Origin of the sequence: Nostoc sp. C057, from assembly GCF_013393925.1 — a bacterium.
Taxonomy (GTDB): Bacteria; Cyanobacteriota; Cyanobacteriia; order Cyanobacteriales; family Nostocaceae; genus Nostoc; species Nostoc muscorum_A.
Genome location: NZ_CP040281.1, coordinates 4395585 through 4410081 on the forward strand (window position 1 = coordinate 4395585; position 14497 = coordinate 4410081).

Genomic DNA, 14497 nt, shown 5'->3' on the forward strand with positions numbered 1-14497 from the left:
TTGCTTCTAGTTCTGATTCCAAGATAATGAGGATATCAGTGAACGAACATAAATTAAACCTGCTCTAAGTGAATTTACTTATTGTTTATTTGCGGTCTTTGTGATAAATTGCTTTACACAACAGTAAAATACACTAACCCTATCAATTTACAGTAGTTAAATAACAGCCAAAAAGATGAAAATTTCTATAAGGCTGACATCCGAACAGGCAAAGTTGAGTTTTAGGGGCGCGGCATCAGCAAGACTCTCTGTCGAACCAAAAAATTGCCTAGGCATCGCTATTGGGAATTAATCTGATGTCTCAGAGTAAATCTGTAGAACCTGCTTCAGTCCACAGCCGCATTCTCGTACCTCAGAGGTATAACAGGCAACCTGTAATTTCCCGGCTGGTGTCTCGTTATGGTTTAACCGTCAATATCAAAGCAGCATCACTGACATCCGATAGTGACAGCGATGGCTGGTTTGATTTGGAACTTTCGGGAAATCCCCAAAAACTGACAAATAGCCTATCTTACTTGCAAGGATTAGGAGTGAATTTACTCGAATTAGCGATCGCTAACCACATTCAATCTAACCAGCACTCTTTACCTTTCCCAAATCTAGCCAGCAAACTGAGTTCCAAAGACTCTGCATTCCTGAAAAATCAATGGCAAGAACAATTCCAGCAATGGATTTCTCTCGGTCAAACTAATCGATTGCGCTTGCAACTGTGTGTCTTAAAATCTTATTACAAAGAGCCAGTGATTTCTGAGCTAGTTTCTCGTTATGGATTAACTGTAAATATTACTAGTGCTACACTTCAACCCGATACAGAAGATGACGGCTGGTTTGACTTGGATTTGTGGGGGAGAACCAAACAACTTTACTCTAGCCTGAGTTATTTAGAAAAACTGGGGCTACCGATTTGGCTGGATTTATCTAGCGTTTATAGCGATGGCTAAGTAATAAAATCGTCACTATCCAATGGCAGCATTAAATAAACGTCAAACCAATTCCCAAACCAGATTATCACTGGTTTCTTCAGTCTCTAACAAAAGCCAAGTCACTCAGATTCGCCTGCGGATATATATTCCCAAATGCTATCTGCAAGCGCCTGTGATTTCACAGTTAATTTCTGCTTACAGCTTGGTAGTTAATATTACTAAGGCTATGCTACAACCAAATACAGACGAAGAAGGGTGCTTTGATATTGAACTACGGGGAACAGTACCACAAATCTCTAACGGTTTGGCTTATCTGGAATCCCTGAATCTTAGAATTGTGGGCAAGCCGAATGCAGATAGCGATAGCTGGTTTTGTTGAAATAATCTAAATTTCGTAGTACCAAATCTCTTCTTCTCGCACCACAATTCGATGGAGAGAAAGACGATCAATCAAGCCCTCATGCTCAAACTGTCCAAGAACACGAGTGATAGTCACACGAGTTGAACCTAGCATTTCCGCTAGGTCTTCGTGAGTTAGACGCATATCTATTAAACGTCCCTTCTCAACTTCCGAACCAAACTTTTTAGATAACCATGCCAACAGCTTGATTAGCATAGTATCAACTTTTTTATGGCTACGAATAACCATCAATTCTTGAGCCTGTTGGATATGGGCAAGTAGAGTTTCTGTTAGTTGAGTCCACTCCTCTACAGGTAAGATTGTCGCCTCTACTTTAGTTAGGCATTCCATCTGATAAGGTTCTAATTTTGACAAAGACTTACCAACAATATCTCCAGGGCCCCACAATCCCAGAGCGACGGTTGTGCCATCTTCCAAATAGGTAAAAGTCCTGACAAAACCCGTTTCAATCTTCCAAAGTCCGTTTGGATGCTCTGGTAAAAATGACCTCCGGGCAAAAATTTCTTTAGTATTATTACTGTTTAAGCTAGTTAAATTTGCATATAAAGATACCATAGCTATATCACTATTCTCCGATAAATTAACCGTAGTATTATATTTATATCAGGTTCTAAGAACCTATGGGTATTTTAAAAAAGGGAGTGGGGAGTGAAGAAGGGAATAGGGTACAGGTTACAGGGTACAGATAATTCCCTATCACCTGTCACCTCTCACCTCTCCCCTCCATTCCCTAAATTCCCGCACCATCAAGAAAATCTTCAATCATCCCATCAGACTTATTGTTCTTAGGATTGTATGTTTGTTCGTCGCCAAGCTCATTTGGGGGCAAACTTGATTGTTGCAACTCCTCGAACTGTTTCTCTAGAGCCTTGACACGTTCAAATAAAGCGCGGATAACTTCAGCTTCTACGTCGCGCACTTTATCATGATCCAGAACATTGGTAGACAAGTTGTTCTGACGAGTCACGCGCCCTGGAATCCCGACTACAGTTGTGTTACTGGGTACATCTCGCAGCACCACAGAACCGGCTCCAATACGGACGCGATCGCCAATTAGAATATTTCCCAAGACCTTTGCACCGGCTCCCACAACCACATGAGAGCCTAAAGTTGGATGGCGTTTGCCGCTCTCTTTCCCAGTCCCGCCTAAAGTCACACCTTGATAAATCAGGGCATAGTCGCCTACGATCGCAGTTTCACCAATCACAACTCCCATACCGTGGTCAATAAACACTCCCTGTCCAATTAATGCCCCAGGATGGATTTCAATCCCGGTTAAAAACCGACTAATATGAGAGATAAACCGAGGTATGAAGGGAATTCCAATTTTATAGAGCCAGTGTGCCAATCGATGGAATATTAGGGCTTGGAGTCCAGGATAACAGAACAATACTTCTAGCCAGTTACGGGCTGCTGGGTCACGCTCAAAAATGGTTCGCAAATCAGTTATTAGCATACTCTGTTGAGATTTTCGTTGGTAAGTGAGGCTCTGAAAACAGAAACTCAGGATAATTCCCACAAAAAGATCGAGTCATTTATGGGAATTATGTTAGATAATAATCTACGGTAAGTCGATAGAATATAGTGTTTTTGTGGTTAGTAAGTGGGATGCTATCACATTCCACACTTTGAAAAAATTAATTTCGGATAAACTGCGACAAGTCCCCCAATTCACCGTAGTATGTTGAGTACAGTCTTGAATAGCCAAAACTACGCTCTCTTGGATCTGTCTTCCAAAGTGGAATATGCATTGCTAGCACTCTTAGAACTGGCAAGCCACCACGGAAAAAAACTTCCTCTAACCATGAGCGAGATCACTACCAAACAACCCATACCTGAACGCTATTTGGAACAAATTTTGACCAACCTCCGGCGTTCTGGTGTGGTGCAGAGTCAACGCGGCTCTAAAGGAGGTTTTGTTTTAGCTCGTGAACCTTGGCAGATTACACTGCTGGAAATTGTGACTTTAGTCGAAGGTGAGCGGAAAGAGAAAGATACATCTGACTCTCCGACTCTAGAAAAGACTCTGGTTTATGAAGTTTGGGAGCAAGCTAACGCTGCTTCAATTGAAGTATTGGGTCGCTATACACTCCAAGACTTGTGCGAGGAAAGAGAGACTCGCGCCCAGCAAAGCCCGATGTATTATATTTAGACACGACGGAGTATTCACATGCGGATAGCGAAAGATATCACAGAGTTAATCGGACGAACTCCTCTAGTTCAATTAAACAAAATTCCCCAAGCTTCAGGAGCGGTTGCTCGGATTGTGGTGAAGCTAGAAAGCATGAATCCAGCATCTTCTGTGAAAGATCGGATTGGCGCGAGTATGGTGGAAACGGCGGAAGAAGCAGGCTTGATTCACCCCGGAAAAACTATTTTAGTAGAGCCGACCTCTGGGAATACAGGAATTGCGCTAGCGATGGTGGCGGCCGCTAAGGGGTACCATCTCATTCTAACGATGCCTGACACAATGAGCCACGAAAGACGATCGATGCTCAAAGCTTATGGCGCTCAATTAGAGTTAACGCCAGGTGTAGAAGGGATGCGAGGAGCGATCGGTCGTGCAGAGCAGATTTTAGCTCAAACGCCCAATGCTTATATGTTGCAGCAGTTCCGCAACCCCGCCAACCCGAAAGTTCACGCCGAAACCACAGCAGAAGAAATTTGGAATGATACCGATGGAGAGGTGGATATTCTAGTGGCGGGAGTGGGTACTGGTGGGACGATTACAGGAGTTGCAGAAGTTATTAAAGGACGGAAGCCAAGTTTTCAAGCGATCGCAGTTGAACCAAGCAGCAGTCCGGTATTAACGGGTGGGAAATCAGGGCCTCACAAAATCCAGGGTATCGGCGCGGGATTTGTCCCAGCAATTTACCGTCCAGAATTAGTGGATGAAGTGATTCAGGTAGCAGATGAGCAAGCGATCGCTTACAGCCGTCGCCTAGCAAAAGAAGAAGGATTGTTATCGGGCATTTCTACTGGCGCTGCTTTATATGCGGCTATTCAAGTAGCACAACGTCCAGAAAATGCAGGTCGTCTAATAGTCATGATTCAGCCTAGCTTCGGCGAACGCTACCTCAGCACCTCATTATTCAAAGATCCAGAGGAGAATGAGTGGTTGAGTAAAGTTTGATTCTGCATAACAATTTTAAGGAAGTAGGAAAGAATAAGTCAAACTATCTTACTAATAGAAAATTAATTAAATTGGCTCGTAGTGAGGGCTACCCTGTGGAAACGCTTCGCGAACAGCCCTTAAAATAGGGCTAAAGCCCTCACTACAAACCTTTTATTATTCACGCCCACTTACTTAGAATTTTCGCCAATTTCATCTACACTTTGATTATTTTTCACCAAAATCATCAAACATAAACTACTAGCAGCTAGCTTGATTAAGCTCAAAGCTTCACTTTTTAATACAATAAAAGCGCCTAATCCTATAAGAATAAAAGGCACAAAATTATTAATATAGCGAGTCAGTATATCAGCAATTACTCTGTAGTGAGTTAATTTGTATGCCCCATAGCACCAAATTCCTAATAATAGAAAAAATAATCCGATAATTACCACAAAACTCTTTAAGTTGCTGCTAGCAAATAAAGGTACATAGACACTAATATTATCGCTACCATTGGCAAGTGTAACGGCTGCCACACTATAAGCTTGAGGAGAAAAAAAACTCGTAATTGTTGATGCTTCAGCCTCTTCTGTCGTAGCAACAACTTCTTTTGATGAATCTTCTTCCCGATTCACCAAACTACTGATACCTATGGACATTGGTAATAAACCAAGTAATCCAATCCAGTTTTTGGATAATACTAACCCACCAAATAAACCAGGAAGGCTAAGGATTAGCAGAACTGTAAAACCTAGAAACTGACCAGCAACTATATGCCGAGGACGAAGGCTAGTATTTATTTGAGAAAAAAACAATAATAAAATGACAATATCATCAATATTAGTGGCAATGAACGCAATTGCCCCTGTAGTAATTGCAGTAACTAATTCGTTCATATTTTACAGCAGTTTCCAGGTCTTGAGACTGATAAGATAGGGAATGGGTATTAAAAAGTAGTGTAGTTCAATTACTTGAAAGGTTAATTTGGTATGGTGAGAAATCGTAGGTTCTAAAAATCCAGCATGAGTAAGTTAGGGACAGTCTTCAGTGAAGGGATTATTGCCTTCATCGCCACTAACATAGATGACATCATTATCTTGTTAATATTTTTTTCACAGATAGATGTTAATTTTCGGCGGCGGCATATCTTACTCGGTCAATATCTGGGTTTTTCAGCCATTATCATCGCTAGCTTACCAGGATTTTTTGGGGGATTGGTTGTACAGCGAGAATGGATAGGATTGCTAGGACTGCTACCAATAGCAATTGGTATTCAACAATTAATATATAGAAAAGAAGAAACTATAACAGTTCAGACAGTCAGTAGTGATTTTAATCAACCTACGCCTACTAACCCGGTATTGTCTTTTATTTTGAGTATTTTGCACCCCCAAACCTATAAAGTGGCAGCAGTAACGATCGCTAATGGTGGTGACAATATTAGTATATATATCCCTTTGTTCGCTGGTCATGACCTTGCCAGTTTGGGAATAATTTTAGGTATATTTTTTATCATGGTAGGGGTTTGGTGTGCGATCGCTTATTTTTTAAGTCGTCAACCTACCATTGCTTATATTTTAAGTCGCTACGGTAAAGCTGCTGTACCTTTTGTGTTAATCGGCTTGGGTCTGTTCATTATGTATGAGCGAGGTACATTCACTCTACTACCTTGGGTGAGAAGTTAATCAATGTTGGATGTTGGATGTTGAATGCTGGATTTGGGATCTAAAATCTCAATTTGCTTACACTTGATGAACTAATTTCCAACTCACCATCATCAAAATGGCGTAAATAATAAACCGTAGTGGGCGCTGGGGAGCTACTTGGCAGATTTTAGCACCTAGCAGGACTCCTGGTACAGAGCCTAGCCAGATAGGTATTACCAAATTCCAATCAACTGTTCCCAGGCTGAGATGACCAAGGGCTGTAAACAGCAGTAAAATTGCTGCGTGTGAAATATCAGTACCCACTAGCTTCCGTGCATCTAGGCGGAAAAACCCAATCAGCACTAGGGCAAACATTGAACCTGATGAGACGCTAGTTAGACCAACTAAACAGCCTAAAATGGCCCCCAAAGTGATTGTTAGGAAGCGGCCAAAGTTAGTTTCTAAGTCTAACTTTGGTAGTTCGGGTAAATTGAATTTGGGTAAAAAAGTCAATAACAATAATTGCACTAGTGCTAACGCTGTGACTAGCAAAATCATCACACCAAGCAAACGGAGCAAGATGTTATCCAGATTATACCCACCTGTACGTTTAAGAACGTGCAAAATTCCCACCCCAAACAGTGAGCCTGGAACACTTCCAAATGCCAGCCATTTGACAACTTCTGTATCCAGAGTTTTCTGTTCCCAATGCTTGACGCTACCAACAATCTTCATCAATGTGGCAGCTACAACATCAGAACTCACTGCGATGGAAGGCGGAACCTGAAAAACAAAAATCAACATTGGGGTAATGAGAGAGGCTCCGCCAATTCCCGTCAAACCAACTATGATGCCAACAAAGAAGCTTAAGAATGGTAGTGATAAATAGTGCATACTCTTTGGGGGTTTGAGAAAGTCAGCTAGAACTTCACTACTAGAGAGCAATAACTCAGCCGAACTACAGCCCAGTGATAGAGCTAGTCATGGCAAATTATTGTGTTTCTCAAAGGATGAGTGACACAAAGAAAGGTTTATCTAGCTAAAAATTAGGGCAGAGAATTACTGGACAACTTAAAACCTGTCTGAAAGTTTTTGGAAGTATGACAACTGACATTTAGCTGAAACAGACTTTTATAACTGCTTATGGGTCAGTTGTTTTACTAAATCAACTTCTTACTGGTTTTTCTGCGGTTTTACATGTAAAAGCCGGTAAAACTATGTACTTACCGTATTTTACTTGTAAACACGATCAAACGTCCAGCGTATTCGTTTTGTATATCGCTATATTTTCTGGATAATACACCGCAAGTCTAATGACTCATGAAAATTTTGTTTTTTACAACCCCGTCAAAATCCTGTTTGGCAAAGCTCAAATCGCCAATATTATTGCTGAAACTTCTGTTGATAACGCCGTGTGAAACTTTCTCTCAGACCTAACCCCCAACCCCTTCCCTGCAAGGGAAGGGGAGCAATAATCAAAGCCTATCGACCTTTCGGGGAGAGGGATGGAAGTGGGGTTTTAAGAATAAGTATCGCATGTTGATACCAAAACATCTCATTACTTAGAGTGGAGGTAGTATCAAAACTAACGGCGTTTATAACCGGGTGAAGTCTGCGTTATCTGGACGAAAAAAAATACTTGACTCACAAGTATGTATAATGATGAGAATAAACAGACCATTTAGTCTGTAATTTTTAATTCAATAAACTATACGACTCCCTACTCTAATAAATCGCTGTAATGTCCAAAGGCGAAGAAACAAAAAGTAGAATTCTCCATCAAGCAGCCGAACTGTTTAACCAACAGGGGTATGCAGGTTCATCAATGTCAGACATCATGCGTGTTACTGGATTGCAGAAAGGAGGAATTTACAACCACTTTCAAAGCAAAGACGATCTCGCATTACAGGCTTTTGATTTTGCGATCGCTCGCATTAAACAGCATACTAGATTAGCATTGCGAAGCAAACGCCATGCAGTAGAACGCCTGCAAGCAATCATTGGGATATTTAGTAGCTTCGCAGAAAATCCACCTATCAAAGGAGGGTGTCCACTGCTGAATACTGCTGTGGAAAGCGATGATGCTCATCCGGCGTTGCGGGAACGCGCTCAACAGGCGATGAACTCTTGGCTGCATCTAATTCGTCGAATTATTGAAACGGGAATTGCCAAGGGTGAAATTCGCTCTGAAGTAAATGCTGATGAAATTGCCACCGTCATAATTGCAACGCTGGAAGGGGCCATAATGATGAGTAAGCTTTATGGAGATTCAATTCACATGCACAGGATAATTAATCACCTGAATCAATATTTGGAAACTCACCTTTAAATGTATGGTACAAATCAAGGTATATTCTTTAGCATACAAATTAAATCCTATTAAAACGGAGCTATCAAATGTAATCCATACCTCCCTCATAGAGGTTTTACAGATTGCCCCTGACAAAAGATTTCACCGTTTTTTCCCACTGGATATATCAGATTTTTACTATCCATCTGATAGAACAAACAATTATCTGGTTATCGAAATTAGTATGTTTGAGGGGCGCTCAGTGGAAACAAAAAAAGATTTGATCCGCCTACTGATTAAAAATATCAATGAAAAATTCAATATTCCTATATACGATATTGAAATCACAATTTTTGAAACGTCCAAATCGAACTGGGGTATCAGAGGTTTGCCTGGCGACGAGTTAACCTTAAACTACAAAATAGAAGTTTGAAATTATTGTATTGTATTTAATGGGTTATTAGGCAATTAATAATTACCCATAGTTGAAAAAAGTAAAATTTTTTCTAATTCTACAGACCGATCGATTTCAAAATATCAAGAGAAATAATGCTAGTAAATAACAGTTTGCACAGACCATTAGAAGTAGTATTAGAAATTCCTGTAAGAACATACGACATTGACTTTATGGGAATCGTAAGCAATATTGTATATGTCAGATGGTTAGAGGATTTACGTTTAAAGTTTTTAGATGAACATTGGCACCTCAATCAACAAATTGATCAAGGATATGCACCTGTTCTAGCTGGAACTGAAATTGAATATAAACGCCCGATAAAAATTATTGACCAAGTAATTGGACGTTTATGGCTAAGTAATTTAGGACGATTGAAGTGGACTGTACAAGCTGAAATTTTATCTAATAATGAGTTAGCAGCAGTAGCTAGTCAAAAGGGTGCTTTTGTCAGTTTACAAAATAGTCGTCCTATTCCTATTCCAGAGGAATTAAAGAATAAATATTTAGAGCATCAAAAAGGAAATCTGAAAGACTATTCATCATAAAGTAATATCTTTGGGTTAAGACTTTATCCTCCCTAACCTTCCTTAAAAAGAAGGGAACTAGAGGAAGCCTTTTTAAGGTGAGTCTAGGCACAGCAGGTTTTCTGACTTCCCTAATCTTCAAGGAAGCTTTAAGTTACCATATCTTTAAGAACATGAGGAATGAAGAAAATTTCTTCTCATCACTCCTCATCAGCTACTCCTTACACTTGCCTCAAGTACATCACTAAACTGTTGTATGAAACCTCTAACTAAAGATGCACTTTATTGTTAAATAAAAAAGTATCTATCTAAACAAATACTATGGAGATACAATCCTTACACAGTATATATTAATCTGCTTTGATTTTTGTTCGCACAGCGTGGCGTAACTATACTTACGTGGGTAGGCAATAGGCAAGAAGGCAAGAGGAAAGAAGGCTTTTTGAGTTGTACGGGGTTTTTTCAAAAATCAAATATGAGTCTTATATCTTGATCAAGCTTATTGATATTTATCAGCATCATAATTAAAAATATAATAAAATCCTAGTTTGTAGTAAGCAATGAATCATTCATAGAAAGGTTTATCAGGACTACAGCCATTACTACAAACTTGAATTTATTTACACTTATTAGGACACAATAGTCAAAACCCTGATTCTCAGGTAGGGGCAATTCATGAATTGCCCCTACCGTGTGTAGTTTTGCGTAAGTCGTAACTTAGTTACTTAAACAGTGACAGGTTATTTTCAAACAAACTCATTTACTTAGTTGCATTAAACGTAGGTTGGGTGGAGGCTTTGCGTAACCCAACATTCTGATATATGTTGGGTTGCGCTCCGCTTCACCCAACCTACGTTTAATGCACTATTTTAGCCACTTAAACAGTGACAGGTTATTTTCAAACACACTCATTTACTTAGCACCAGTCAATATATTTTCGATATCCGCTAGCTGTGGAACTCCTGAAAAAGTTGGACTATTAATGATAAAGAAAGGTGTGCCAGAAACACCCAACTTCTCTGCTAATTGGATATCTTTTGTAATTGCGGGAGTAGCAAGAGTAAGATCGCGTTTAAATTTACCTAAATCTAGATTCAGTTTTTTAGCAATATCTAAATATAACGTCTCACCTAATTGCTTTTGATTAGTAAATAGCGCATCATGATATTCCCAAAATTTGCCCTGTTGATATGCTGCCCAAGCTGCTGTCGCAGATGGTAATGCTTCAGCATGAATTGAAATTAGGGGTAAATTCTTGTAAACTAATTTTACTTTATCTGGATACTTTGCTAACAATTGTTTCAATGTTTTATGCGCCTCGGCACAGTAGGGACATTGAAAATCGGAAAATTCTATCAGCACAGTTTTTGATTGAGTTGAACCTGTGGTGGGAGACTCACCAATTACTGTTTGAGGATTCGTCTTTAAATCTTGTAAAAATGTTTGCTGTGCTTGCTTGAGTTTTTGTTGTTGCTGCTGCTGATAAGCTTGAACAGATTCAATAATTGCCTGTGGATGTTCGCGGATAATTTGTAAGACTTGCTGCTCTAATTGCGGATCAATCCGGCTAGCAGCTTGTGCAGGAAATGACCAGGTGACAACGAAACAGAGCAGACTTATTGCTGCCCAAGTACGCATATACTCAATTAATGGACTAAACAAATCAAATAATTTACTCATAGAAAAACTCATAAATATTTTTGTCTAACTTTTATAGACGCGCAGTTGCTTCGGCTTCAAAGTACGCTTCAAGGAAAAATCCCATAATCAAAGTTATGAAAATTCCCTTTTTACTGATTAAAAAGATCCAGCGATCATCCCAACAAGTAAAATAAAACCAATCCACACGTTTTGCCGGAACATCTTACCATAAATAGAATTAGGTAAATCTCGCTGTCTTAATCGCAGAGATTGCCAAACCCATCCCATAGTAGCAACTGCAAGGCTAATCCAAAAGGGTAAGTGCAGATTTATGAGCAAACCTAACCAAGCCAATAACAAGATTGTGCCAGCAAAGAAAATTCCGATCGCTACAGGGGCATAATTCCCAAAGAATAGGGCGCTTGAATTAACACCAATGCGGCGATCGTCTTCCTTGTCGCTCATGGCATAAACTGTATCAAATCCCAATGTCCACAGTACAGTCGCGCCCCAAAGTAACCAAGTTGGTAAAGTGATGGTTTGAGTAACTGCACTCCAGCTAATCAACACCCCAAAACCCCAGGCAATGGAAAGTACCAGTTGCGGTACAGGAAACACTCGCTTTGCGCCTGGATAAAGGACAATTACGGGCACTGCTGCCACACATAACCAGAAACTTAGGGGGTTAAGGTAAAGGGCCAGGATAGCTGCACATGCTAGCGATACGATCGCAACTACAATCCCAACTTTCACAGACAAAGCGCGAGAAGCGAGGGGGCGATCGCGTGTTCTCTCCACTTCTGGATCGATATCCCGATCCCATAAATCATTGACAACACATCCCGCCGCACTCGTGGCCAGAGTACCCAATATAATTACACCAACCAGAGGTAAAGGCGGTTTCCCAGAGGCTGCTAAAAACACTGCCCAAAGAGCAGGAATCATTAAAATTAACCGTCCTTCTGGTTTATGCCAGCGTAAAAGCCGGATAATTACAAGCCAAACTGGTAACTGGGGGCGTTCTGGCATCGTTAACATAGAAATCAACAAATAACTTTAGATAGATGAGTTCACACATCTTTACATCTATAGAATAACGTTATTTGTTATTTGTAAAAACATCACCCAAAATGGCAACTTTAAATATCTTTTAATAGTCGCTAGCGTTAGACGCATTAGGGTGAATATACTTAGCTCAGTTGCCCTCGACGAAACTGAGTTGCGAGTGCTGAGTATTTTTTAATTTACTCAGCATTCAGTTTGAGTAAGTGCGTTGCAATAAATATCAGTGCCAGCTACCCCGACATACCACCGTTTGCCATCATTTCTTATAAAGAGAGAAAAGTAGATGCAGAATTTAGTTTCGGCTAGCTGGGAGAGTTCTGCAACTCAACCACCTAACCAACATCGGATTATTGCTGCCATTGACCTGGGAACAAATTCTCTACACATGGTAGTAGTCAAAATTGACCCGACGCTACCAGCCTTTAGCATTATCGCCAGAGAAAAAGAAACTGTGAGACTTGGCGATCGCAATCTTACCACTGGAGAACTCAAACCAGAGATCATTAAAAAGGCGATCGCTGCTTTAGGACGCTTTCAAGAAGTTGCCAAAACCATCAATGCTGAAACAATCATTGCTGTGGCGACTAGTGCCGTGCGCGAAGCCCCCAATGGTAAAGATTTTTTGCACAGAGTAGAAAAGGAATTGGGTTTAAGCGTTGACTTGATTTCTGGTCAAGAAGAAGCGCGACGAATCTACCTTGGCGTGCTTTCGGGCATGGAATTTCACAACCAACCCCATACCATTATTGATATTGGCGGTGGTTCCACAGAATTAATTTTGGGCGATAGTCACGAACCTCGCACTCTCACCAGTACCAAAGTTGGTGCAGTGCGACTCACTAGCGAGTTAATCACTACCGATCCCATCAGCAACGCAGAGTTTGTGTATTTGCAATCCTATACACGCGGTATGTTAGAACGTTCCGTGGATGAGGTATTAGCAAATTTTCAGTTTGGGGAATCTCCCCGTTTGGTGGGTACATCTGGCACGATTGAAACCCTGGCGATGATTCATGCACGAGAAAAGTCAGGTGTTATTCCTTCCACTCTCAATGGCTATCAGTTTAGTCTTAAAGACTTGCGAGAGTTGGTAAATCGCTTGCGGAAACTGAGTAATTCCGAAAAGTCTGCGATTCCGGGAATGCCAGATAAGCGGTCTGAAGTTATACTGGCTGGTGCAGTAATATTACAGGAAGCGATGACCCTTTTGGGCAGTGAATCGATCGCAATTTGTGAGCGTTCTCTGCGGGAAGGCGTAATCGTAGACTGGATGTTAGGCCACGGCTTAATTGAAGATAAGCTGCGTTACCAAAGTTCAGTTCGAGAACGGAATGTTTTAAAAATCGCTAATAAATACCACGTTAACTTAGAGTATAGCGATCGCGTCGCCAAATTTGCCAAGAGTTTATTTGATCAAACTCAAGGTACGTTACATCACTGGGGATCTGACGAGCGACAACTGCTATGGGCCGCTGCAATATTACACAATTGCGGTCATTATGTCAGTCATTCGTCTCACCACAAGCACTCTTACTATCTAATTCGCAATGGTGAATTACTTGGTTATACAGAAACTGAGATTGAAATCATAGCCAACTTAGCACGTTATCATCGCAAATCGCCGCCCAAGAAAAAACATGAGATTTACCAGAGTTTGCTGACTAAAGAGCAGTGCCAAATGGTTAGTCAATTGAGTGCAATTCTCCGATTAGCGGTGGCATTAGATAGACGACAAATTGGGGCGATATCTCAAGTACAATGTGAGTATTATCAACAACTTCGACAGGTAAACCTGCTGATTTTTCCATCTCAAGCTGATGATGACTGTGCTTTAGAACTTTGGAGTTTAGATTATAAAAAAGGAGTGTTTGAGGAAGAATTTGGAGTTAAATTAGTAGCAAGTTTAGAAAAACCTTTTAGAAAAATTTAAGGTTGCTCAATTCTTTGAGAAAGTAGGGTGCGTTAACGCAGTGTAACGCACCTGTTACAAAACAAGATTTTGCAGTTAAAGAAGAATTCAGCAGTCAGAATAAATATACTCTCGACAGGATGCTCCTCGTAGTTTGCTTCTTTGCAGGTTTTACTCAACGCTATCCGCTTTTTCGGTTAAAATCCTGAATGAACACTGACTCCTAACTCCTGAATTCTGTTTTGATAAAGATGATTTCAGAATTAAAATAAACCTTATTTCTAATTTTGGCATCCTACTTAAGGAGCAATTTATAAAGTGTCCTAAGAAGCATTTAAAAATTAAAATTAGTAATTAGAATATAGTTAACAATCTATTTAATAGGTTATGTTGCTATCGGATACCTAAGCCGGGAAAACTTAGGTATCCTTCTATAATATAAAATCTCAAGAAAGCAGTTGAGACTGCTTGTTTTTCTGCATTGAACCGCTTCACGCGCAGAGAAG

15 protein-coding genes are annotated in these 14497 nt (G+C 40.4%); 9 read left to right on the forward strand and 6 right to left on the reverse strand.

Going from position 1 to position 14497, the window contains the following annotated elements; genetic code table 11:
- Nucleotides 1-296: 296 nt before the first annotated feature.
- Entirely contained in the window at nucleotides 297-941 is a 645-nt protein-coding gene (locus FD724_RS18845) for an NIL domain-containing protein (protein ID WP_179073672.1), read from the forward strand.
- Between the two features lie 22 nt (nucleotides 942-963).
- Nucleotides 964-1302, forward strand: a complete 339-nt coding sequence (locus FD724_RS18850; protein WP_179073673.1) for an NIL domain-containing protein — start codon at nucleotides 964-966, stop codon at nucleotides 1300-1302.
- A 6-nt stretch (nucleotides 1303-1308) separates the two neighbouring features.
- Here the strand turns inward: FD724_RS18850 and FD724_RS18855 are convergent, their stop codons facing one another.
- Together FD724_RS18855 and cysE are read right to left on the reverse strand one after the other, a co-directional pair.
- On the reverse strand, nucleotides 1309-1899 hold the full coding sequence (locus tag FD724_RS18855; RefSeq protein WP_179073674.1) for a Crp/Fnr family transcriptional regulator: 591 nt from the start codon (nucleotides 1897-1899) through the stop codon (nucleotides 1309-1311).
- A 175-nt stretch (nucleotides 1900-2074) separates the two neighbouring features.
- On the reverse strand, nucleotides 2075-2800 hold the full coding sequence (cysE, locus tag FD724_RS18860; protein ID WP_256874313.1) for a serine O-acetyltransferase: 726 nt from the start codon (nucleotides 2798-2800) through the stop codon (nucleotides 2075-2077).
- Nucleotides 2801-3025: 225 nt separating this feature from the next.
- Between cysE and FD724_RS18865 the strand changes: the two genes are divergently transcribed.
- Together FD724_RS18865 and cysK are read left to right on the forward strand one after the other, a co-directional pair.
- Nucleotides 3026-3496: an Rrf2 family transcriptional regulator gene (locus tag FD724_RS18865; RefSeq protein ID WP_174713315.1), complete on the forward strand. Its 471-nt coding sequence runs from the start codon at nucleotides 3026-3028 to the stop codon at nucleotides 3494-3496.
- Between the two features lie 18 nt (nucleotides 3497-3514).
- Nucleotides 3515-4477: a cysteine synthase A gene (gene cysK, locus FD724_RS18870; RefSeq protein ID WP_114080548.1), complete on the forward strand. Its 963-nt coding sequence runs from the start codon at nucleotides 3515-3517 to the stop codon at nucleotides 4475-4477.
- Nucleotides 4478-4647: 170 nt separating this feature from the next.
- Here cysK and FD724_RS18875 read toward each other — a convergent pair whose 3' ends face one another.
- A complete protein-coding gene (locus tag FD724_RS18875; protein WP_179073676.1) occupies nucleotides 4648-5355 on the reverse strand; it encodes a cadmium resistance transporter in 708 nt (235 codons plus the stop codon).
- 126 nt (nucleotides 5356-5481) lie between these two features.
- On the opposite strand from FD724_RS18875, the gene FD724_RS18880 reads away from it, so the two are divergent.
- Nucleotides 5482-6144, forward strand: a complete 663-nt coding sequence (locus tag FD724_RS18880) for a cadmium resistance transporter (RefSeq protein WP_179073677.1) — start codon at nucleotides 5482-5484, stop codon at nucleotides 6142-6144.
- A 57-nt stretch (nucleotides 6145-6201) separates the two neighbouring features.
- Here the strand turns inward: FD724_RS18880 and FD724_RS18885 are convergent, their stop codons facing one another.
- Complete coding sequence (locus FD724_RS18885) at nucleotides 6202-6999, reverse strand: sulfite exporter TauE/SafE family protein (protein ID WP_179073678.1); 798 nt, start codon at nucleotides 6997-6999, stop codon at nucleotides 6202-6204.
- Nucleotides 7000-7846: 847 nt separating this feature from the next.
- Between FD724_RS18885 and FD724_RS18890 the strand changes: the two genes are divergently transcribed.
- The 3 genes from FD724_RS18890 (at nucleotide 7847) to FD724_RS18900 (ending at nucleotide 9397) form a co-directional block, all read left to right on the forward strand.
- Nucleotides 7847-8434 carry a TetR/AcrR family transcriptional regulator gene (locus FD724_RS18890; RefSeq protein WP_179073679.1) on the forward strand — a complete coding sequence of 196 codons (588 nt, stop codon included), beginning with the start codon at nucleotides 7847-7849 and terminating at the stop codon, nucleotides 8432-8434.
- A 4-nt stretch (nucleotides 8435-8438) separates the two neighbouring features.
- Nucleotides 8439-8828: a tautomerase family protein gene (locus tag FD724_RS18895; RefSeq protein WP_179073680.1), complete on the forward strand. Its 390-nt coding sequence runs from the start codon at nucleotides 8439-8441 to the stop codon at nucleotides 8826-8828.
- Between the two features lie 116 nt (nucleotides 8829-8944).
- Nucleotides 8945-9397 (forward strand): thioesterase family protein, encoded by a 453-nt coding sequence (locus FD724_RS18900; protein ID WP_179073681.1) that lies wholly within the window; start codon nucleotides 8945-8947, stop codon nucleotides 9395-9397.
- Between the two features lie 891 nt (nucleotides 9398-10288).
- Here FD724_RS18900 and FD724_RS18905 read toward each other — a convergent pair.
- Nucleotides 10289-11056 carry a DsbA family protein gene (locus tag FD724_RS18905; RefSeq protein ID WP_179073682.1) on the reverse strand — a complete coding sequence of 256 codons (768 nt, stop codon included), beginning with the start codon at nucleotides 11054-11056 and terminating at the stop codon, nucleotides 10289-10291.
- Between the two features lie 117 nt (nucleotides 11057-11173).
- Nucleotides 11174-12055 (reverse strand): 4-hydroxybenzoate solanesyltransferase, encoded by an 882-nt coding sequence (locus FD724_RS18910; RefSeq protein WP_179073683.1) that lies wholly within the window; start codon nucleotides 12053-12055, stop codon nucleotides 11174-11176.
- Nucleotides 12056-12365: 310 nt separating this feature from the next.
- Between FD724_RS18910 and FD724_RS18915 the strand changes: the two genes are divergently transcribed.
- On the forward strand, nucleotides 12366-14012 hold the full coding sequence (locus FD724_RS18915) for a Ppx/GppA phosphatase family protein (RefSeq protein WP_179073684.1): 1647 nt from the start codon (nucleotides 12366-12368) through the stop codon (nucleotides 14010-14012).
- Nucleotides 14013-14497 lie beyond the last annotated feature (485 nt).

Coding starts and splice junctions, on each gene's coding strand:
- FD724_RS18845 (WP_179073672.1), top strand. CDS start 297: ATGTCTCAGAGTAAATCTGTAGAACCTGCTTCAGTCCACAGCCGCATT.
- FD724_RS18850 (WP_179073673.1), top strand. CDS start 964: ATGGCAGCATTAAATAAACGTCAAACCAATTCCCAAACCAGATTATCA.
- FD724_RS18855 (WP_179073674.1), bottom strand. CDS start 1,899: ATGGTATCTTTATATGCAAATTTAACTAGCTTAAACAGTAATAATACT.
- cysE (WP_256874313.1), bottom strand. CDS start 2,800: ATGCTAATAACTGATTTGCGAACCATTTTTGAGCGTGACCCAGCAGCC.
- FD724_RS18865 (WP_174713315.1), top strand. CDS start 3,026: ATGTTGAGTACAGTCTTGAATAGCCAAAACTACGCTCTCTTGGATCTG.
- cysK (WP_114080548.1), top strand. CDS start 3,515: ATGCGGATAGCGAAAGATATCACAGAGTTAATCGGACGAACTCCTCTA.
- FD724_RS18875 (WP_179073676.1), bottom strand. CDS start 5,355: ATGAACGAATTAGTTACTGCAATTACTACAGGGGCAATTGCGTTCATT.
- FD724_RS18880 (WP_179073677.1), top strand. CDS start 5,482: ATGAGTAAGTTAGGGACAGTCTTCAGTGAAGGGATTATTGCCTTCATC.
- FD724_RS18885 (WP_179073678.1), bottom strand. CDS start 6,999: ATGCACTATTTATCACTACCATTCTTAAGCTTCTTTGTTGGCATCATA.
- FD724_RS18890 (WP_179073679.1), top strand. CDS start 7,847: ATGTCCAAAGGCGAAGAAACAAAAAGTAGAATTCTCCATCAAGCAGCC.
- FD724_RS18895 (WP_179073680.1), top strand. CDS start 8,439: ATGGTACAAATCAAGGTATATTCTTTAGCATACAAATTAAATCCTATT.
- FD724_RS18900 (WP_179073681.1), top strand. CDS start 8,945: ATGCTAGTAAATAACAGTTTGCACAGACCATTAGAAGTAGTATTAGAA.
- FD724_RS18905 (WP_179073682.1), bottom strand. CDS start 11,056: ATGAGTAAATTATTTGATTTGTTTAGTCCATTAATTGAGTATATGCGT.
- FD724_RS18910 (WP_179073683.1), bottom strand. CDS start 12,055: ATGTTAACGATGCCAGAACGCCCCCAGTTACCAGTTTGGCTTGTAATT.
- FD724_RS18915 (WP_179073684.1), top strand. CDS start 12,366: ATGCAGAATTTAGTTTCGGCTAGCTGGGAGAGTTCTGCAACTCAACCA.